Genomic DNA, 19,650 nt, shown 5'->3' with positions numbered 1-19,650 from the left:
GCTAGACCTTCGTGATGATGATCTTCAGATCAGGTCGCGGCGACCACTCAGCATCGGAGCATCCGGAGCCAAACAGGCGCAACTGCGGCTTGGCCCACGTTCCGCCCACGGCGACCGCGGAGACGGCCTGTGGAGTCGTGCAACCTGTTTCGGCCCCAACGGCCGCGACTTGATCGGCAGGAATGTGCAGTTGAACCGGCGTCGGCTCGATGACTACAACGACGACATTGGGTCCCGAGGCGCCGAGAATGAAGAGGATCGCCGCCAGCATCACCGCGATGCCGACACAAAACACCCACCAAAAAGCCTTGAACTTCGCCTTTGCGTTGAGGTCGGCGGACAACGCCGAAATTCTTGCCGTGACCTCGTTCACCGCGGAGGCACGCTTATCATACTCTCCGTTCACGTCCCTTTTTCGCGAATCTAGCTCTGCTGCTAGGAACTTTGAGGAGTCAAGGAAGTAGGGCCGTCCAACCCCGTACTTGCTGAATGCTTCTGACAGCCAGTTCGTGTCGCTCAGTAGCGTGTCAACGAGCGTCGGCTCAGAAGCGAGCACCCTAGCGCAAAGCACCGACATAGCCACGACTGCCGCCAACGCAACGAGGAACGCCACCAGGACTGGCCACCGCACGCCCACCCAGGGGATCCAGCCGACTTGAGTGATTTGCTCGACTGTCGGCACGAGTGGCACGCCAAGCGCTACGACGGACGTGACGGGTAGAAACGCCATCCAGAACTTCGCCAGGTCCTTGTACAGCTCCATGGCTGGTAGGATACCGTCACATGACGGTACCGTGGTAGCGTCGTAGATAGTGCTGGTCAAAGTGAGTTGGAGGTGAGGACGCCATGGCGAACACCAGCGACCACATCATCCTGCCCGTCTCGGCGCTGAAGAGCGAAGTGAACCGTGTGTTCGACGCGCTGGCCGCAGGCCGCACGGTCTTCGTCTCTAGGTTCGGCGATGTGGTTGCCGCCTTCCAGCCCGATGTACCCACCGAGATCGCGGCCGCATACGCGTTGCCACACGTGGACACCGCTGAGCTGAGTTCTCGGGCGATGCACCAAGCCTCCCCCACACGAGCGGTGAACGAGGCCGTTGGCGGGCTGCCTTCGCTTGTCACGCGTGATCACAAGGTCTACGGCATGCTCGTGGCGGCCAAACTGCCAGTGCACGCGGCGTCCAGTCCTGACGTCGAGGCGTTGGAGGCTCGGTCGGAGGCGATGACTGAGTTCCTCACCCGCAACCCGAACGCTGCGATTGAGGACATCGTCGCTCACCGCAAGCAGCTGGATTCTGTTGCCGGGGGCAGCCGAACTGAGGGGGCGGGCGTGCCTGACAGCCCGATAACTGTCACCGAGGACCAGATCGACATAAGTCTCCAGAGTTGGCGGAACCGGGGTTCGATTGTCGAGGCGACCGCAGCCAGGTTTCTTCTCGGCTCGGACGAGCCGACGACTCAGCAGCAGATGCCGGTCCCCGGTGTTCCCATCGATGGTCCTTACTTCGTCTCCGTCGCGCACCGGAAAGCAGATCAACTTATCGGGACGGACCCCGTCGGAGCCAGGACCGTATACGTCGAGGCACTCGCCGCGTCCAGCGATCCAGGACTGATGTGGCGTCTTGGTGACCTCACGCGCCAGGAGGGCCTCACGGATGAGGCATCGAAGTGGTATCAGCTCGCCATTGGCCCAAGGTCATTGCGGCCCGCGAGAGTGGTGCAGAAGGACAGCTCCGCATCATCCACCACTCGCAGCCGTCCCCCTAAGCCGTCGCCCAAAGCCCCGAGCGAACTGCTTCTAGTCGAAGGACTCACGCCACGGTATGCGGCGATTCTTCACGATCTGGGGGTCGACTCCATACAGAAGTTGGCCAAACAGGAACCGGCGGGTCTCGCGCGAAAGATCAAGCGGCGCGGAAAGGCCCGCGGCATCCCGCCGAACCTATTGGTCGCATTGGTCCAAGGTGCCAGAAAGCTCCAGGCAGAGGGAACCCATCGGAGGAAGCAGGTAGAGCCGCCCCGGACGGAAACCACCCGACCGCGAAGGCCAGTCACGCGTTCAGTAAGGTCCCGTTGAAGGGTAATGGCCCTGGTGATCGACAGTTCACGAGCTGGGCATGCCTCAAGACGGGCCGGCCCCGTCTGACAAACCCCACAATGCGTTTGACGCTGCCACTAATTGCGTGCCGGAACGGGTGGACAGGGCGATCGGCACACCGAGCGCGCAGTGTTGCGCTTGGCCACTCACTCGCTTCTCTCAACTAGGCGCGAGAGCCGCTCGGAGATGAGGCGGTCGCGGTCCTTCGCTGCGTGCTGGTAGAGCTGAGCCGCGACCGTGGTGGAGTGCCCAAGCCGGGCTTGCAGTTCCGCCGTGGTTGCGCCGACCTGCGCAGCAAGGGTCGCGCCCGTGTGGCGAAGGTCGTGCCAGCGCAGGTCGTCGCGGCCAGCGGGGGTCTGCTGCACGATCAGGTGACAGTGGTTAGTCACGCAGCCTGAGTGGCTGTCGTGGTCATGATGGTCTCGTACTCAATGGGGGTCAACCGGCCCAACCCGTCCTGGCGCCGGCGGCGGTGGTAGGTGCGTTCGATCCAGGTCACGATCGCGATCCGGAGCTCGTCACGGGTGGCCCAGGTGCGCCGGTTCAGGACATTCTTCTGAAGCAGGGAGAAGAACGACTCCATGGCGGCGTTGTCGCCGCAGGCACCGACCCGGCCCATGGATCCGAGCATGTGGTGCCGGTTGAGCGCACCGACGAATTTCCGGCTTCGAAATTGCGATCCTCTGTCGGTGTGAACCACACAACCGGCAACGTCACCGCGGCGGGCGACGGCGTTGTTGAGGGCGGTGACGGCGAGGCGGGACTTCATCCGACTGTCGATGGAGTAGCCCACGATCCGGTTGGAGTACACGTCCTTGAACGCGCACCGGTACAGCTTGCCCTCACCAGTCCAGTGCTCGGTGATGTCACCGATCCACAACTCGTTCGGGTTCTGTGCGGTGAACTCGTGCCGGGTCCGGCCCTTCTCATCAGTGACGGCGCACAGGTCGTCGTGGACCGGCGTTCTCTGAGTCTGCCGGCGTTGTCCGGACTCTCTCGCTATGTTTGGTGAGTACCAACTATGAGATTCGGATTAGCGTGTCCACTCCCCCAAGGAACGTGGAGCTGGCAGCCAGCGTCTTCGTCAGCTATAACCATCGTGACGCCAATATCGCGCGTGAGGTTGCCGCTCGCCTAACTGAGCTTGGTCATCGCTTGTGGATCGACGAGGGTGAGTTGCGGCTCGGCGACTCCCTGGTGGAAGCCATTTCGGGCGCTATCGCCCAGGTAGACTTCCTCGTTGCGTTCGTTTCCCCGGCGAGTGTGGCAAGCAGCTGGTGCCAGAAGGAGATCTCCCTGGCCATGACGGGAGAGATCGGTCGCGAGGGGATCACCGTCATCCCTGTACGCCTGGAGCGCGTGACGATGCCCGCAAGCCTCGCTGACAAGTTCTATCTGGACGCCGTCGGTAAGAGCCCCGACGACATTGCGAGCGAGCTGAATCGGGCCATACAAAAGCACCTAGCGCCGCAGGCCCCACTGCCACCGCGACGTCAGCGGCAGGCACCAACACGTTCAGAATCGCCCTACACACCGATCCGCCTCATCGGGATCGACGAAGCGGGTATCACGATGCCACGCAACGACGGCACCCGTGGATCGGCTCTGTACACGGTTCCATTCATTCTCTCTCGTCGCCCGAACCTGGCATGGAGCGAACTGTTGGTCAAGAACTGGAATCGACCACCGAGCTTCACGACTATGCACCGGCCCGGCAATGGTCACGTGGCGGGCGACCGCTTCGTTCTATCCGGCACGACGATCGAGGAAGTGGAAAAATACCATCTTGAAACCCTGAAACTTGCCCTCGACGAAACCAACCGCCAGTATGGCGAGTCGATAGCCCAGCGTCGGCGCGAAGATGAGCTCCGAGCGGCAGAGCAAGCGGCCCACGAGGCAGGCGTTCGTGAGGCACTCGGACGACTGGACCATCGGTTCAACGAATGATCGCGAGTTCGACGGATCTCGGCTTTGGTCGAGTGATCCGACCAAGCGTCCCTATTAGTCCCATGTGAGTCGCACTTGTGGGCGGGAGATCTCGACAAGCTCGATCATCGACATTTGCGGACGTCCGTCGAGCCCCCGGTGGCGGGCGGCCGCGTCAAGGTGTGCTGGCGTAGGTGAGGGAGAGTGGCGGTGGCTTGGTGACAGTTCTGTCGGGGTCGTCAGCCGATGCGGGTGCAGGCAAGGGGAGAAGGGGCTTTCAGGTGCCGGATCGTGGACCCAGCTGCCCCCAAGCCCCTTTAGCCATCTTCCCTGGTTGGGGGGTGCCGAGTGCTTGCTGCAGCGCTGCGATCGCAGAGGGGTCCACACCTGCTTTGCCGGCTCCGCGCCGGCAGCAGCCGCGGTGGGAGTCCGCAGGGAGTCCGCGAAATTCTCAACCCCTACCAACGGGCCCCAACCTCGCCAACGGCGAAATGCCTAGTCACGCATCACTTCCCAACGACCCCAACGTGGCCCGCCGGGCACCAACGCAGCCTTGAACACAATCCGGCTTACAGGCCCACTCCTGCACCTGGACAACGGCTGGTGCGGGATTCAGTGCGGGATGGGCCAGTTAGGTTCGGTGGGTCGGCCTGGTCAAATCGTGCTCTGACTAGGCCTTTCACCTTGGCATCCCCAACGGGATTCGAACCCGCGCTGCCGCCTTGAAAGGGCGGTGTCCTAGGCCGCTAGACGATGGGGACCTGACGGCAGAACCATACCGGTCGCACGGGGCGTCCCCAAACAGGCGGCGGGGCATCCGGCGATCGTGCGCACGGCATCCGCACTGGGCCCGAAGCGCGCCGGGCCCCGCGGAATGCGGCAGGCTGGGCGGTAGGCGCAGACGATGGAGGTCAGATGACGCAGCAGCAGCAACCCGGGGGCGTGGCGTTGCCGGCCGGTCTGGAGCCGTTCCCCGATCTGGGTGAGGACGTGGTCGGCACCAGGCCGCGGCAGGTGTGGGTGATCCTGGTCTGGGTGTCGGTCGTGGTGTTGATCGGTATCGCGCTGCTGCTGGGCAGCACCTTGTTCGGTCCGCGCGCCAGTGTCGGCGGGGCGGTGACGGCGGTGGTGTTCCTGATCGTCGCAGGCGCGATGGGATGGCTGGCGAGTTCGATGAACAGGCCGATCCTGACCATCGACAACGACGCCGTGCACACCCACGCCGCGTTCGGCAAGGGCACCATTCAGCTGCGCTCGATCACGGCTCTGCGGTTCGGTCCCGCCGGCCGGTCGCTCATCGTGGACGCCGACGGCGGCATCGAACTGGCCGGGAAGCCCAGCAAGAGGCCGTGGGTGGCGATCGCGAACATTCACACCTACCGGGTCAAGCCGATCGACCTGCGCGACTACATCGCGGATCGGTCGCGGGCGGCGAAGGCCCGTCCCGCCTGAGCGGAGGCGTCCTGATCAGTCCACGTCGTAGACGCTGACGTGGACGTGGTCGAGGTGGTTGGCGGTGTCGCTGCCGCGGTTCTCCATCGTCCGCCAGGCGGTCAGGCTGGTGCTGCGCTCGACGTTCCAGTTGCGCTGCCGCCAGATCAGGTAGTGGATGTGCAGCTTCTTGTGCCGTTGCTGCAGGAACAGCGCGATGGCGTCGCCGAGCTTCTTGCCCGACGATTTCGTGTACTTCGGAATCATCAGGTCGATCGCCCGTCCGCTGGGGTGATCGGAGGAGTACGAGCTCGACATCCGCCAACCGTAGATGGTGGTGATCTGCGGGAACTCGTCCCGGATGAGTCGCACGATCGCCTTGGCGTAGGCGTTGGTGCGGTCCAGGCTCTCGCTGCCCAGGCTGCCGCCGCTACTCGAGCCCGACCCCGAGGACGAGCTGGGCTTGGTCTTGGACAGGTAGGCGCTGTAGGCCCAGCGCAACGCGCCGTTGTAGATCACCTGGCTGCGCTTGTTCTTCGTCAGGCCCGTGATCAGCAGCACGGTGCCCTTGGTGACGGTGTCGATGACCGTGCCGTCGGTGGCCGATGTCGCCCTGATGTTGAGTTCGTCGACCGACACGTAGCGCTTGCCGGACGCCTTCGGCAGGCTCGGCGTCGAACCGGTCGTGGTCAGGTAGCCGCTCAGCACCCACGCGACCGTGCTCTTGTAGACGATCTGCGAGTAGCTGCCCGAGTGCGTGCCGGTCAGGCCGACCGTCGTTCCGGCCTTGAGGTCACCGGCCGAGGTGGCGCTGATCGCCGGGCTCGTCCGCATAGCGAGCAGTGCGGTGGTGGTGGCTTGGAACTTCACCGCGGGCAGCGACTCGTTCGTCGCATCGCCCAGGTAGGCGGTGGAGACCCACCGCAGTGCACCGTCGACCGTGACCTGGCTGAACCGACCCGAAGTCGTGCCGGTGGTGGAGACCGTGGTGCCCTTGGCCAGCACCTTCACCACCGTGCTGCTCAGGTCGGGTTTGGTGCGTAGGTTCACGTCTGCGGTGGTCATCCGGGTGGCGGCCGTGCTTGTGCTCGTGCTCGACGACTTCTTCAGGTAGCTGCCGTACACGTAGCCGGTGCCGCCGGAGAAGCTCACCTTCACCCAACCACTGCTGGTGCTGGTGCCGGTCACCTTCTGTCCGGTGGCAAGGGTGCCGAGGATCTTGTACGAGGTCGAGGGGCCCGAACGCACGTACACGGCGCTGACGGCGACGTAGGCCGTCGCGGCGTCCGCGGGGGTGGACAGGGCGACGCCACCCAGGCCGAAGCTGATCGCGATGCTGGTGGCCGTGGCCACCAGGGCGCGCGTGGTGGCGCCGGTGCGTGTGCCCATGGTGGTCCTCTCGCTGCCCTGCGGTCGTGACGGTCGGACGCCGGCGGCGATCGCGCCGCGAACGTCTCGTTCCGTCTCATGTTGCGCAGGAGAGTAATGGCGTCCCATCCGTAACGACAGGGCTCGCAAGGGGATGCACTCTGACATGCAAGTCGACACGCCGGATTCTCAGGAAAAACTACAGATTTGTGATTCCTGTGCGGCGCGCGCTCGTACAGTGGTGCCGTGCCCGTGACGATGAGTGTGCAGCGGTTCGACGAACTCGTCGACGCCGCACTCGATCTGATCCCGGACGACCTGGCCGAACTCGTGCAGAACTGTGTGGTCGTGGTGGAGGGCCGGGCCCCCGAACCCGATTCGGACCTGCTCGGCTTCTATGACGGAATACCCTTGTCAGAGCGCGATTCTCTGTATTCGGGCGTGCTGCCGGACCGGATCGTCATCTATCGCGAGGCCATCCTCGACCTGTGCGCGAGTGAGGACGAGGTGGTCGACGAGGTGCGGATCACCGTCTGGCACGAGGTCGCCCACTACTTCGGCATCGACGACGATCAGCTCGACGAGCTGGGGTACGCCTGATCGCACGGGGCCGCTTCCCCGCAAGGGCTGAAGCGAGGCTGAGTAAATCTTGAGGTTTGGTTGAGACCTGTGCGCTGGTTGTGCCCGGCGGCGGGACGGCTCAGGACGACAGCAGCCAGCTGTGGTGCCGGTCGGCCACCCAGCTGTCGACCGTGCCGAGATGGTCGTCCGGCACCCAACCGGATTGCAAGTCGGCGTGGCTGAGCGGCTGCGCCAGGGTGTGTTCGGTGACCTGCGACGACTGGTCGGCCGACACCGCCACGGGCAGGCATTGGGCCTTGCCACGCACGGTGTTCGCGGCCAGCGTGTCCAGCACCGCGGAACCGAAGGACGGGGCGGTCAGCACCAGGCTGCGTCCGTTGCGCTGCGCATTCTCGAGCAGGGGCAGTAGCTCCCGGACCGTGTCGACCGGGTCGGCCAAGCTGGCCACCAGCGGCTGCGCGGCGACCGCCCAGCCGGACGCCGGGTCGGTGACGAAGCGGTCCCCGGCCAGGCCGGCGTCGATGCGGGGGGCGGAGCCGAGTGCGCTCTTCAGTTCTGCGCGCTCGGCGTCCGACAACTCCGTGCTGGGCAGGCCGGCCGGCCGGGTGCGCGCCTCGAGTTCGCTCAGGTACTGGGGCGGTTCGGCGTCCGGTTCGAACTGCGGGATGTCGCGCTTGGGTGGGGCGGCCATGGCGGCGTCCCGTTCGCGGGTGCGGCGCCGGTCGTCGACGTAGCCGTAGACCACCACGGCAATTCCGACCACCAGGATCACCGCGATGCCCCACCAGTCCATGGCTCCAGTGTGCCCGCTGTGCAGTGTGGGTGACGCGCTCTGTACCGCGCCCATCGCACTAGCTGAGGCCATGCGCCTGCTGCCGTGCCCCGAGTGCTCAGCCCCACTGTGGCTGGAGAGCCTGTCGTGTTGGCGCTGCGACACCGCGGTGATGATCGATCCGGTGGCGGCTCGGCCGCTGAGGCTGACCGACGACAGCACCCATCACCCCTGCGCGCGACGGGATTGGGCGTGCAACTGGGCCGTCCCGCACAAGGCGCAGGCGGCGTCCTGCTACGCGTGCCGGCTGATCCGCCGGCGTCCGGACCCCGACGATTTTGTTGCGCTGGCCACGCTCGCCGACACCCAGCAGTCCCAGCGCAGGCTGCTGGTGGACCTCGCCGCCCTCGGGCTGCCGGTCGTGCCGTACCGGGTGCGTGAGGGTGGCCTGGCGTTCGACCTGTTGTCGTCGAAGTCCGGTCAGGGGCTGGTCGGGATCGGGCATGCCAACGGATTGATCACGATCAACCTCGCCGAATCGCTGGACGACTACCGCGAGACCATGCGTGTGCGGCTCGACGAGCCCTACCGGACGATGCTCGGGCACTTCCGCCACGAGGTCGGGCACTACTACCAGTGGCAGTTGGTCGAGACGCCGGGCGGCGCCCTGCTCGATCGGTGCCGCGACCTGTTCGGTGACGAGCGGGCGTCGTACCGTGACGCCATCGACCGGCACCACAAGCAGGGGGCGCCGGAGGACTGGGCGCAGCGGCACATCTCCGCCTACGCCACCATGCATCCGTGGGAGGACTTCGCCGAGACGTTCGCCACTATCAACACATCCTGGCCACGCTCGCGATCTTGGCGACGGGCGGCCTGGAGCTCAGTCCGAGCAGGCTGCCGGTGTTGCCACGTGAGGTGCAGCCGCGGACGTCGTACGCCGACCTGCCCTTCCGGGAGGCGCTCGACGACTGGCAGTGGGTGTCGCACCTGCTGAACCGGGCCAACCATGCGATGGGCAAGGGTGACCTGTACCCGTTCCGGATCGCCGAACCCGTGGCCGACAAGCTCGAGTTCGTCCATGAGGTGGTGCGGATATCGCGGGTGGACGAGCCGCTCGTGGACGCCTGAGCCCCCGACGCTCACAGCTCGACCCGTTGGACGACGGTCACGGCGTCCAGCCTGTTGGCGAGGGTGACCAGCAGGTGAAGCGCGCCGTCGTGGACGACGGCGTCGCCGACCGACACCTCCATGCCCTCGGTCAGCCCCGCGATCGCGATCGGCGTCTCGTGCCAGGTGACGCCGTCGGCGGAGCGGGACAGCGTCACCGATCGTTCGTCGTCGGCGGTCACCACCTGTAGGAACTCGGTGTCGCTGCTGGTGGACACCCAGCCCGCACGCTCGCCCTTGACGGCGGTGAAGCGCCAGTGCCGGCCACCGTCCGTCGAACGCCACCGTGCACGCACCACACGGCTCGCGCCCGCGGCCCGCGCCCAGCCCTGGGCGACCAGCACCGTGCCGACTCGCTGCACCGATCCGGGGGACGGCGTCCGGGTAGCCGCCGGAGTCGAGCCCGACCAGCCGCCAGGTGCGGGTGTCGGTGCTGACCCAGGCGGCGGGCCGCGTGTCGCTCTCCTTCATCGTCCAACCCGTCGCGATCAGTCCCCGGTCGACGCCGATCACCGAGGCCAGCTGCCGGCCCCGGTTGTCCAGTCCGTGCAGGTCGTCCAGAGGTGACTTCTTGTCGTACCAGTCGCCGCGCGCGGTGACCCGGGCCGGCCCGCCCTGCTGCCACGAGCCGCCGTCGGCGGAGGTGTAGACCAGCCCGGATTCGCGCACCGAACCGTTGCTGCTCTTCGCGCCGACCACCACCCACCGGCCGTGTGCCCAAACGGCATCGTTGATCGTCGACCAGTGGTACTGCGAAACCTTGTTGAACGTGGTCGGCTTGACGGTTCGCCAGGTGGTGCCGTCCTTCGACCGGCGAACGAACGCGTTGCCGCCGTCGACGTCGCCGGTGGCCAGGTAGCCACCGTCGGCGCTCCACAGGATGCGGTCCAGTGACTCGTTCGACTCCACCGGCACGGCCACCGGAGCGCCGAACGAGCCCCCGTCTGCGGGCCACAGGGCCGGCGTCCCCTGCGCCAGGCCGAAGGCTGTCAGCCGTCCGTCAGCGACCAACAGTGAGTGGGGCTGCACGTTGGTCCGGCTGTCGGCCGGCGGCTCGATGTCGACCTGGTTCACCCGGCCGGGGCTGTCGAAGCGCCAGAGCCGGTCGTGGGTGGGGTTGCCATCGATGGTGACGCTCAGCACGGCCGTGTCGCCGGCCGCGACCCCGCCTGAGGTGGACAGGTTCTGCGCGCTGCCCGGACTGGACGCAGTCGTCCAGCTGCGGTCGTCGTCGAACAGGTAGGACACCCGCAGGCGGTCCTTCTCGCCGGATGAGGAGACCGACTGCAGCGCGACGGTGGCCGACCCGACCCGCAGCAACTCGGACAGGTGCGACGCCTGGCCCACGCGTGGCAGGGACAGCACGGCCTTCCACGAGATGAGGTCGGTCGTCGACAGCAGGAACGGCCGGTAGGTGTCGTTGACACCGTCGAAGAAGCTGCCGCCGACGACGAAACCGGACGCGGTCGCGACGGCGTCGGTGAGGTAGCTGACGAACCTGCTCGACGAGGGCGGCTCCTGGACCGACACCCGCTTCCACCTCACCCCGCGGTCGGTGGAGGTGAACAGGAGGGAGTACTGCGAGCGACCGTTCTTCAACGCGGGCAGGCCGCGGCTGCCGACGGCCACCACGCGCGTGCCGGACGCCGTCACCTCGTTGAGCCAGCCCTCACCGGGAACCTTCTGGGCCGTCCAGGCGATGCCGTCGGGCGACGTCCACACCCGGGGCAGATTCTTCTCGTCGAGAATGCGCCCGCCGACCGCGATGAAGCTGCCGTCGTCCAGGCCGGCCACCGAGGACACCCGCTCACCCTTCGCCGGGTGGATGCCGGTGATCGGCGTCCGCTCCCAGTTGCGTGCCTCACTGCTCGTCCAGGCGAACAGCGAATCACGCTTCTGGCCCATCGCCAGCCACAGGCGTCCCTCTCCACGAGGAGTCACGGCGGCCACATCGAGGGTCGCCTCGCCGACCTGGGTCGCCTCTGCCGCGGCGGGGCTGAGCGCGCCGTCGGTCCAGGTCGCGCCGGCGTCGGTGGAGGAGCGCAGCAACGGGACCGCTTGGAGACCGTCGACGGTTTGCACCGACAGGATCGTCGAGCCGTCGCTGACCAGCGCGTCGATGGAGGCTCGGACGCCGACGCCGCGGTCGGGCAATCCGGTGAAGGTGACGCCCGGAAGCGCGGGGGCGTTGACCGGCGGCGAGGTTGCTGGGGGCGCCTCACCGGTGCACCCGGCAAGGGTGGCGAGGGTGGCGACCAGGGCCACGAGCAGGCGTCGGGGGTGAGTCATGCGAAGACGCTAGAGCCGGCCAAGGACGGTTCCGCAAAGTTCTTGTGCGGCCTGTGCATAACTGCATCACCGTTGCCCTCACCCCACGGCGGCGGACGCAGTGTCGCTATGCGCTGACCAGTTCCACCTCGGGACCGAGGTTGCGAATGCCGGCCACGGCCTCGGCGGAGATCCGGTCGTCGGTGACCACGACGTCCAGTCTGTTCAACGGTGCGACCCGATAACGCTCGTAGGCGCCGAGCTTGGTGCTGTCGGCAAGCAGCAGGCTGCGATGGCTGACCTCGAGCACGGCCCTCTTCAACAGGGCAGTGTCCGCCTCGGGGACGGTGACTCCCTCCGCGATGGCCCAGGCTCCTGCGCTCATCAGGTACAGGTCGATCGCCAGTTGCTGCACAACGGCCACGCCGAGCGGCCCGTGCGCCGAGAGGCGGTGATGGTCCACCAGGCCGCCGGTATGGATCACGTCGATGTGCGCGTGCGGGCTCAGTGCCGCCACCGTGGTGAAGTCGTTCGTCACCACGGTCAGGTTCGAGCGGGTCAGCAGATGCGGCACCACAGCCTCGCAGGTGGTGCCGGCGTCGAGGAACACGACGCTGTCGTCGGTGACCATCGACGCCGCGCGAGCCGCGATGGCGCGTTTGCTGGGCAGTTCGAGCGTGCTGCGCAGCTGGCGGTCGCGGGGCGGCTCCTTGAGCGGGCGGTCGACGAGCCGGACGCCACCCTGCACGGGAGTGACGAGGCCGGAGGATTCGAGTGCCGCGATGTCGCGGCGCACGGTCATGTGCGACACCTGCATGGCGTCGGTGAGCTCACGGGTGCTCAGCACCCCCGCGCCCTGCAGCATCCGGAGGATCTCCTGCTGGCGCTGTTCGGGGATCATCGGCGTCGTCATCGGGCAACTCCTCGTCTCTGCGCCACAGTACCCGACCCATGTGAAGTCCTGTGAAGTTTGCAGCCATCGAAGTGCACGAACGGCGTGACAAACTGTGAATCCATGTTCTAGAGTGTTAAACAATGTTAACCACATGGAGTTCCTGGAGCGCGATCGAGCAGACCGGCGCCCTCCTGATCGTGCGTCTGCCCAGCGCCGACGAAGCGCTCGCCGTGGCACGGGCCGCGGTCGAGGGGGGCGTCCGAGCCCTCGAGATCACCTTGTCGGTCCCCAACGCCCTCGGCGTGATCCGCCAGTTGACCACCGAGTTCGGCGACACCGTCACGGTCGGCGCCGGCACCGTGCTGGATGCCCAGTCCGCCTTCGCCTGCATCCAGGCCGGCGCGCGGGTGCTGGTCAGCCCCAACCTGAACCCGGAGATGATCACGGTCGCGAACCGGTATCAGGCGCTGTCGATCAGCGGCGCCTTCACCCCGACCGAGATGGTGGACACGATGGCCGCCGGAGCCGACATCGTGAAGCTCTTCCCGACCGGCATCGTCGGCCCGAACTACGTCCGGACCGTGCTCGAGCCGCTGCCGCAGACGCCGATCCTGCCCGCCGGCGGCGCGAACACCGACAACGTGGGGGATTGGTTCGACGCCGGTGTCGTCGCGGTCGGCGTCGGCAGTGCCATCACCAAGGCGGCCCGCCCCGATGGTGACTACGCCCGCGTCACCGCGGCAGCCAAGGACTTCCTGGCGGCCATCGCCACCGCGCGCGACTCCGCCTAACCCAACGAACCGCCCCGTCGAAGACCGGGCACTTGATGTCACAAAGGAGTGGACAATGACCCAACCCGAAACCGCCGTCACGGCGAATCCCACGATCGCCAAGTCGATCAACGTCCTACGATGGAGCGCCGTCGCCCTGCTGGTGATCGGCGGTGTGGTCAACTACCTCGACCGCTCGACGCTGAGCATCGCCAACACCACCATCGCCAAGGAGTTCGGCCTGGACGCCGTGGCGATGGGCATGCTGCTGTCGGCCTTCTCGTGGCCCTACGCCATCGCCAACCTGCCCGCCGGCTACCTGGTGGACAAGTTCGGCCCCAAGAGGATGTTCGCCTGGGCGGCCGCCAGCTGGTCGGTGGTCGGCGCCCTGATGGCCACCGCCAACAGCTTCGGCGTCATGTACGCCCTGCGGGTGCTGCTCGGCATCGCCGAGTCGCCGTTCTTCACCGCCGGTCTCAAGGTCAACCAGCGGTGGTTCAACGACAAGGAGCGCGCCGTCCCGGTGGCGGTGGTGAACACCGGCTCGCAGATCGCCAACGCGATCGCCCCGCCGCTGCTGGTGGCGCTCCTGCTGGCCACCGGCTGGCGCCTGATGTTCGTGATCATCGGTGCTCTGGGCATCGTAGTCGTTCTGCTCTGGCTCCGGTTCTACCGCGACCCCAACGTGCAGGAACTCGTCGCCATCCACGGCACCGCCGACCTCGACGCCAAGGCCGACAAGGGTGAGCAGGTCGGATGGGGCGAGCTGTTCAAGCGCTCCAACACCTGGTTCATGATCATCGGCGCGTTCGGCATCTTCTACACGGTGTGGGTCTACCTGACCTGGTTGCCCAGCTACCTGCAGACTGCGCTCGGCTTCACCCTGAGCCAGATGGGCTGGATCGCCATGCTGCCCTACGCCTGCGGCATCGCCGGGGTCCTGTTCGGCGGCTGGCTGTCGAACCGCCTCGTGCAGCGCGGCGTCCAGACCGTGATGGCGCGCAAGATCCCGATCGTCGGTGGTGCAGTGTTGGCGGCGGCGTCGGTGCTGCCGGCGGCCTTCGTCACCAACGTGCCGACGGTGATCGCCCTGCTCTGCATCGGCTACTTCGCCGCGCAGGTGCCGATCGGCTGCCTGTGGACCCTGGCCGCCGACGTCGCCCCCGCGAACCAGGTGGCCTCGCTCGGTGCGATCCAGAACTTCGGTGGTTTCATCGGCGCGGCAGTGGCACCGATCGTCACCGGCGCCATCCTGGCGGCGACCAACTCCTACACGATGGTGTTCGTGGTCGGCGGCATCCTGCTGCTCGTCGGCGCCGTCGCGTACGGCGTCTTCGTCAAGGACCGTTCCAGCCAGGCCTGAGAGCCTTCCCACCCCCGAGGCCTGTGGGTCGCCGTTGCGGCCCACAGGCCGGCCTCGAACTACTGTCCGATCAGGTCGGACCCCCGGGCCAAGAGCCGCCCCCGATCGAAGGAGATCGTCGCCATGCCCCTGTTGCTCTTCGTCGTCGGCCCAGCCGGAAGCGGCAAGTCGACCACCAGCAAACTGCTGGCGCAGCGGCTGGGTGCCGCCTACATCGACAAGGACACCACCTGCACCGGCTTCACCGAGGCGCTGCTCCGCCTGGCCGGCACCGACCCGCAGGAGCGGGACAACAACACCTACTACCAGGAACACGTGATGAACCTGGAGTACGACACCATCCTCAAGGTCGCCGGCGACAACCTTTCGCTCGGCCTTTCCGTGGTGTTGGACGCCCCCTTCGGCCGCTACCTGCCGCACGACCGCTTCGTCGTCGAGACACGCCAGCGAATGGGCTGGGGGAGCGACGTCACCCCCGTGGTGGTGCACGTGAAGGTCGAGGGCGAGGAGATCCGTCGGCGGGTTAAGTCGCGGGGGTTGGCGCGCGACGCCTGGAAGCTCGCCCACTGGGACCAGTTCTGGGGCAAGGCCGGCGACGTGCGTTGCGACTGGATCGGTGCCGAGCATGCGTACATCGACAACACCGGTTCGCGGCCCGACGTCCACGGCCTGGTCGCCGAACTCGAACGTCTTGGCGGCTGAGCGAACGCCACGCTCACTCGCCCGCCCCTCGGAGGTCCGCCGATAGGCGGGCCGAAAGTCCCGAGTCGAGTTCCAGGTCTCGACAAGCTCGACCGGCGGTGAGGTCTCGCGTGGACCGTGCAGTAACGACAATCATTCTCGTATAGCCTGCTTCGTATGCCCAGTCAGGAGTCGTCGGAGACCGCCTCGAACGACCCCGTACAAGTTCGTCGGAGTCCGCCCCCGACTACCGCCATCTCCCCTAGGGTCGAGGTGTTCGCAGAACCGCCCCGCAGGCGAGAAGCCGGTCAGAACCCGGCGCTGTCGCGCAACCGTAGATCGATCAACATCGATGAGCCGGACCGAACCTCCCGGGGTCCCTACGTCACGTCACGCTGTCGCGAGAGCAGGGTGGAGCCACGCCTCCCTGCCCACAGCGGGGAGGAGCCGGCCGTGGTCGCCGAGAAGATCGCCACCGCGAGTCCCGCCACACCCACCGTCTCTGGCGAAGCGCTTCGCCGCCGCGACCGCCGGGCCATGCTGCCGCTGATCGGCATGGCCGTCCTGGCCCTTGCCGTCGGGATGGTCAGCGCCGGAATCGGGCCCGCGATGATCGACTTCGGCACGGTCGCGCAGGTGCTGCTGCATCACCTGACCGGCCTGCCCGCCGACGTCACCTGGAGCCACACCGACGACACGATCGTGTGGGTCACCCGACTGCCGAGGGTGGCGATGGGGTTTGGCGCCGGGGCGGTGCTCGCCATGGCCGGGGCCGCGTTGCAGGCGCTGGTCCGCAACCCGCTGGCAGATCCCTACATCCTCGGCATCAACTCGGGCGCCTCCACCGGTGCCGCCGTCTCGATCGTGCTGTTCGCCGGTTCGGGGGCGGGCGTTGCGCTGCTGTCGGGCTCGGCGTTCGTCGGGGCCGCGGTCGCCACCGTGCTGGTGCTGGTCATCGGCGGCGGCTCCGGGGGAGGCGGACCATTGCGACTGGTGATGGCCGGAATGGCGGTCGGCTACGCGTTCTCGGCTGTCACCAGCTTCCTGACCTTCGCCGCCGACTCGGCCGAGGCGAGCCGGTCGATCATGTTCTGGATGCTGGGCTCCCTGGCCACCATCAGTTGGCCGGTCGCGCTGGTCGGCCTAGGCACCGCCGTCGCCTGCGGCCTGGTGCTGACCGCCCTGGGCTCCCGTCTGGACGCCCTGGGCGCCGGTGACGAGATCGCGCTCGCGGTCGGCGTCCGGCCCGACCGGGCGCGGCTGGCGATCATGCTGGCGGTGTCGCTGGCCGTCGGCACGGTGGTCGCCAACGTCGGCAGCATCGGTTTCGTCGGCCTGGTCGTGCCGCATTTCGCCCGCTTCCTGGTCGGGGCACGGCATCGGCTGCTGGTGCCGGCCAGCGGGCTGCTGGGCGGGGCGTTCCTGGTGGCCGCCGATGTCCTGGCCCGCATGCTGTTCGCCCCGCAGGAGCTGCCGATCGGCGTCGTGACCGGCGTGATCGGCGCCCCCTTCCTGCTGCTGCTGGTGCGGCAACGCCACGCCGACCACCCCCGCGCCCGGCTCGGCCGCCCTGCGCGAACCACGACCTCCACACCGTCAGAACAAGGAGTACAGCAGTGACCAGACCTCCCATCCTGCGCATGCTCGGCGGGCTCGCCGCCCTCGGCCTGCTGCTGACCGGCTGCACCCAGCCGGCGGCGTCCCCGTCGACCCAGCCGGCGGAACAGTCCGCGGCTGCGGGCTTCCCGGCCACGCTGACCAACTGCGGTCGCCAGGTCGTGCTGGACGCCGCCCCCGAGCGCATCTTCATCGTCAACAACGACGACGTCGCCCTGCTGGACGCCCTGGACGCCCTCGACCTGGTGATCGGCCGGACCGCCGAACTGTCGACGGGGGTCTACTCCAGCGAGGTCGAGGCGGCGCTGGCGAAGGTGCCGTTGAGCGAGACCAGCAAGGGCGCCACCGGTGGCTCGGTGATCTCCACCGAGGCGATCATCGCCGCTGAACCCGAGCTGGTGCTCGCGCCGGAGAGCGCCGTGGACGCCGATGCGCTCAAGGCGGCCGGCATCGCCACCTACTCGCCGCCGGCCTACTGCGACGACGCGTCCGACTCACCGCAGGGCCAGGCCAGCTTCGACTGGGTCGAAGACCAGCTGACCGCGTTCGGCACGCTGCTCGGCAAGCCCGACCTGGCCGCCATCAAGGTCGCCGAACTCAAGGCACAGCTCGCCGCGCCCGCCGCCGCGCAGGGCACCGCGGTCGCGCTGTACGTGCCCACCGGTGGCGGCACCCTCTACCCCTACGGCGGGCCCAGCATGGTGACCCCGATCTTCGCCGCCGCCGGGCTGGAGAACGTGTACGCGTCGGCCGACGAGCGCGTGTTCGAGGTCAACCTGGAGGACCTGCTGAAGAAGGACCCCGACACCGTCGTGCTGCTGTACTCCGACGGCACCCCCGAGAACGCGGTGAAGAACTTCACGGGGGTCAACGGCGTCAGCGAACTCAGCGCGGTGAAGAACAAGCGCGTGATCGCGCTGCAGTTCCCGTTCACCGACCCGCCCACCCCGCTGTCGATCAAGGGCGTAGGAGCGCTTACCGAACAGTTGGCAACCCTGTCGTGATCGACGTCGAGGGGCTGGTCTTCACCCGGCAGGGCCGGTTGGTGGTGGACGCCGTGTCGTTCCAGGTGCCCGACGGCACCGTGTGTGGTGTCGTGGGGCCCAACGGCAGCGGCAAGACCACCCTGGTGCGGCTGCTGTACGGCTCGCTGCGGCCGGACGCCGGCCGGATCAGCGTGGACGGCCGGCCCCTCGACACCCTCAGCCGGCGCCACATCGCCCAGCAGATCGCGGTGGTGTCGCAGACCGAGCACGCCGAATCGGCGCTGACCATCACCGACAGCGTCATGCTCGGACGCCTACCGCACCGGCCCATGCTGGCAGCCGCGACAGCCGAGGACTACCGGGCGTGCGCCGAGGCACTCAACCGGGTGCGCATCGCCGACCTCGCCACCCGGCGCGCAGGCCAGGTCTCGGGGGGTGAGGCGCAACGCGCACTGATCGCCCGCGCCGTCGCCCAGCACACCCCGCACATCATCCTCGACGAACCCACCAACCATCTCGACGTGCGTCACCAGCACGAGGTGCTGCGTACGGTGCGCGAACTCGGCTCCACCGTGGTGCTGGTGCTGCACGACCTCAACCTCGCCGCCGCCTACTGCGATCGGGTGCTGCTGCTCGACCGCGGCCGGGCGGTGGCGTCCGGGCCGCCCGGCGAGGTTCTCACCGCCGCCAACCTCGAAGGCGTCTATCAGGTGTCCGTCGACGTGTTCACCCTGGCCAGCGGCCGCCCGCACCTTGTCATGGGGGAGCGCCCCCTGCAACTCACCACCGAAAGGAAGACCGCATGACCGTCACCATCGCCCCCGACGAACTGTTGCACCGCTGGGATCGGCAACAGTCCGCCTACATCAGGCACCGCGAACAGCGCTTCGACACCATGCTGCGGGTGGTCGAGCGGCTGACCGGGCCCCGCCCGCGTGTGCTCGACCTCGCCTGCGGGCCGGGCTCGCTGACCGCGCTGACCCGCTCGCGGCTGCCCGGCAGCAGCGTCGTCGCCCTCGACAAGGATCCGGTGCTGGTCGCGATCGCCGCCGACGTGTTCGCCGCCGACGCGGCCGTGCGGGTGGTTGCCGGCGACCTGGACGAACCGGCCTGGGTCGAGGGGCTCGGCACCTTCGACGCGGTGGTCTCGAGCACCGCGCTGCACTGGCTCGCGCCGGAGGTGCTGGCCAGGGTGTACTTCGAGCTGGCCGGCCTGATCAGGCCCGGGGGAGTGTTCCTCAACGGCGATCACCTGTCCTACGACGCCACGGCCCAGCCGACGCTGCGCCGGTTGGCGGCCGAGGACGACGAGGCGAACCAGGCCGACACCTTCGGTGCCGGCGCCGATTCGTGGGACGACTGGTGGGCGCTGGCGACCGGACGTCACGAGTACGCCGAAGCGGCCGCCGAGCGGGAACGCTGTTGGGCCGGCAAAGGCGGACCCACCGCCAAGGTGACCCTCGGTTACCACCTGGAAACCCTGCGCAGCGCCGGGTTCGCCGAGACCGGGACGGTGTGGCAGTACCTGGACGACTTCGTGGTCGCCGGGGTGCGCTGACGCGACGGTGGTGGCGGGGATGCCGGCGCTCGCCGGCATGACGGGACGGAACACCGTCTCGTCATTCCGGGCCTCCCCCGGGTCCCCGGCCGGCAGCCGACCCACGGCCTGGCACCGGCGTCCCTCGCGCCGAGCGTTTGTGCGGCTACCGTGGCGACTCATAATC

The 19,650-nt window shown here is 67.6% G+C and carries 18 protein-coding genes, 1 tRNA gene and 2 pseudogenes; 13 read left to right on the top strand and 8 right to left on the bottom strand.

Translation table 11 applies throughout. From position 1 onward, the window contains the following. Nucleotide 1: 1 nt before the first annotated feature. Nucleotides 2-763: a hypothetical protein gene (locus tag OIE40_RS11560; RefSeq protein WP_264702426.1), complete on the bottom strand. Its 762-nt coding sequence runs from the start codon at nucleotides 761-763 to the stop codon at nucleotides 2-4. Between the two features lie 83 nt (nucleotides 764-846). Between OIE40_RS11560 and OIE40_RS11555 the strand changes: the two genes are divergently transcribed. Then, nucleotides 847-2,076 (top strand): DUF4332 domain-containing protein, encoded by a 1,230-nt coding sequence (locus OIE40_RS11555; protein WP_264702424.1) that lies wholly within the window; start codon nucleotides 847-849, stop codon nucleotides 2,074-2,076. 167 nt (nucleotides 2,077-2,243) lie between these two features. On the opposite strand, the gene OIE40_RS11550 is transcribed toward OIE40_RS11555, so the two are convergent. Both OIE40_RS11550 and OIE40_RS11545 read right to left on the bottom strand, forming a co-directional pair. Next, nucleotides 2,244-2,462 carry a tyrosine-type recombinase/integrase gene (locus OIE40_RS11550; RefSeq protein WP_264702422.1) on the bottom strand — a complete coding sequence of 73 codons (219 nt, stop codon included), beginning with the start codon at nucleotides 2,460-2,462 and terminating at the stop codon, nucleotides 2,244-2,246. 20 nt (nucleotides 2,463-2,482) lie between these two features. After that, nucleotides 2,483-3,097, bottom strand: a pseudogene (locus OIE40_RS11545) (IS3 family transposase); the annotation flags it as partial. A 59-nt stretch (nucleotides 3,098-3,156) separates the two neighbouring features. Here OIE40_RS11545 and OIE40_RS11540 point away from each other — a divergent pair. Beyond that, the gene (locus OIE40_RS11540) at nucleotides 3,157-4,044 is read left to right on the top strand and encodes a toll/interleukin-1 receptor domain-containing protein (protein ID WP_264702420.1); all 888 of its coding nucleotides are present in this window, start codon (nucleotides 3,157-3,159) and stop codon (nucleotides 4,042-4,044) included. 664 nt (nucleotides 4,045-4,708) lie between these two features. Here OIE40_RS11540 and OIE40_RS11535 read toward each other — a convergent pair. Continuing rightward, nucleotides 4,709-4,784 (bottom strand) — tRNA-Glu (locus OIE40_RS11535). Between the two features lie 154 nt (nucleotides 4,785-4,938). Here OIE40_RS11535 and OIE40_RS11530 point away from each other — a divergent pair. Then, nucleotides 4,939-5,475 (top strand): hypothetical protein, encoded by a 537-nt coding sequence (locus OIE40_RS11530; RefSeq protein ID WP_264702419.1) that lies wholly within the window; start codon nucleotides 4,939-4,941, stop codon nucleotides 5,473-5,475. A 15-nt stretch (nucleotides 5,476-5,490) separates the two neighbouring features. Here OIE40_RS11530 and OIE40_RS11525 read toward each other — a convergent pair whose 3' ends face one another. Then, a complete protein-coding gene (locus OIE40_RS11525; RefSeq protein ID WP_264702417.1) occupies nucleotides 5,491-6,843 on the bottom strand; it encodes an SH3 domain-containing protein in 1,353 nt (450 codons plus the stop codon). Nucleotides 6,844-7,068: 225 nt separating this feature from the next. Here OIE40_RS11525 and OIE40_RS11520 point away from each other — a divergent pair, with 225 nt between their 5' ends. Continuing rightward, nucleotides 7,069-7,422 carry a metallopeptidase family protein gene (locus OIE40_RS11520; protein ID WP_264702416.1) on the top strand — a complete coding sequence of 118 codons (354 nt, stop codon included), beginning with the start codon at nucleotides 7,069-7,071 and terminating at the stop codon, nucleotides 7,420-7,422. 100 nt (nucleotides 7,423-7,522) lie between these two features. Here OIE40_RS11520 and OIE40_RS11515 read toward each other — a convergent pair whose 3' ends face one another. Continuing rightward, nucleotides 7,523-8,197, bottom strand: a complete 675-nt coding sequence (locus OIE40_RS11515; RefSeq protein WP_264702414.1) for a hypothetical protein — start codon at nucleotides 8,195-8,197, stop codon at nucleotides 7,523-7,525. Between OIE40_RS11515 and OIE40_RS11510 the strand changes: the two are divergent. Next, a pseudogene (locus tag OIE40_RS11510) lies at nucleotides 8,181-9,307 on the top strand (zinc-binding metallopeptidase family protein). The gene OIE40_RS11515 and the pseudogene OIE40_RS11510 overlap by 17 nt on opposite strands. 11 nt (nucleotides 9,308-9,318) lie before the next feature. On the opposite strand, the gene OIE40_RS11500 reads toward OIE40_RS11510, so the two are convergent. Then, nucleotides 9,319-9,708, bottom strand: a complete 390-nt coding sequence (locus OIE40_RS11500; protein ID WP_264702411.1) for a hypothetical protein — start codon at nucleotides 9,706-9,708, stop codon at nucleotides 9,319-9,321. A 1,193-nt stretch (nucleotides 9,709-10,901) separates the two neighbouring features. Between OIE40_RS11500 and OIE40_RS11495 the strand changes: the two genes are divergently transcribed. Continuing rightward, nucleotides 10,902-11,630, top strand: a complete 729-nt coding sequence (locus OIE40_RS11495) for a hypothetical protein (RefSeq protein ID WP_264702409.1) — start codon at nucleotides 10,902-10,904, stop codon at nucleotides 11,628-11,630. A 111-nt stretch (nucleotides 11,631-11,741) separates the two neighbouring features. On the opposite strand, the gene OIE40_RS11490 is transcribed toward OIE40_RS11495, so the two are convergent. Continuing rightward, a complete protein-coding gene (locus OIE40_RS11490) occupies nucleotides 11,742-12,527 on the bottom strand; it encodes a DeoR/GlpR family DNA-binding transcription regulator (RefSeq protein WP_264702407.1) in 786 nt (261 codons plus the stop codon). A 122-nt stretch (nucleotides 12,528-12,649) separates the two neighbouring features. Here OIE40_RS11490 and OIE40_RS11485 point away from each other — a divergent pair, with 122 nt between their 5' ends. From OIE40_RS11485 to OIE40_RS11455, 7 genes are all read left to right on the top strand, one after another. Next, nucleotides 12,650-13,300, top strand: a complete 651-nt coding sequence (locus OIE40_RS11485) for a bifunctional 4-hydroxy-2-oxoglutarate aldolase/2-dehydro-3-deoxy-phosphogluconate aldolase (RefSeq protein ID WP_264702404.1) — start codon at nucleotides 12,650-12,652, stop codon at nucleotides 13,298-13,300. Between the two features lie 55 nt (nucleotides 13,301-13,355). After that, nucleotides 13,356-14,642, top strand: a complete 1,287-nt coding sequence (locus tag OIE40_RS11480; protein WP_264702402.1) for an MFS transporter — start codon at nucleotides 13,356-13,358, stop codon at nucleotides 14,640-14,642. Between the two features lie 123 nt (nucleotides 14,643-14,765). Continuing rightward, the gene (locus OIE40_RS11475; protein WP_264702400.1) at nucleotides 14,766-15,344 is read left to right on the top strand and encodes a P-loop nucleotide/nucleoside kinase family protein; all 579 of its coding nucleotides are present in this window, start codon (nucleotides 14,766-14,768) and stop codon (nucleotides 15,342-15,344) included. Nucleotides 15,345-15,776: 432 nt separating this feature from the next. Beyond that, nucleotides 15,777-16,943, top strand: a complete 1,167-nt coding sequence (locus OIE40_RS11470) for a FecCD family ABC transporter permease (RefSeq protein WP_264702398.1) — start codon at nucleotides 15,777-15,779, stop codon at nucleotides 16,941-16,943. After that, the gene (locus OIE40_RS11465) at nucleotides 16,940-17,944 is read left to right on the top strand and encodes an ABC transporter substrate-binding protein (RefSeq protein ID WP_264702395.1); all 1,005 of its coding nucleotides are present in this window, start codon (nucleotides 16,940-16,942) and stop codon (nucleotides 17,942-17,944) included. Before OIE40_RS11470 ends, OIE40_RS11465 begins: the two co-directional genes overlap by 4 nt. Next, on the top strand, nucleotides 17,941-18,732 hold the full coding sequence (locus OIE40_RS11460; protein WP_264702394.1) for an ABC transporter ATP-binding protein: 792 nt from the start codon (nucleotides 17,941-17,943) through the stop codon (nucleotides 18,730-18,732). Before OIE40_RS11465 ends, OIE40_RS11460 begins: the two co-directional genes overlap by 4 nt. Beyond that, nucleotides 18,729-19,484, top strand: coding sequence for a class I SAM-dependent methyltransferase (locus OIE40_RS11455; RefSeq protein ID WP_264702393.1), 756 nt, complete (start codon nucleotides 18,729-18,731; stop codon nucleotides 19,482-19,484). Before OIE40_RS11460 ends, OIE40_RS11455 begins: the two co-directional genes overlap by 4 nt. Nucleotides 19,485-19,650 lie beyond the last annotated feature (166 nt).

It is taken from the genome of Micropruina sonneratiae (genome assembly GCF_025972045.1).
In the GTDB taxonomy this organism is placed as follows: Bacteria; Actinomycetota; Actinomycetes; order Propionibacteriales; family Propionibacteriaceae; genus Micropruina; species Micropruina sonneratiae.
Note: the sequence above shows the minus strand (reverse complement) of the source record. Positions and strands in the feature narration are given on the sequence as shown.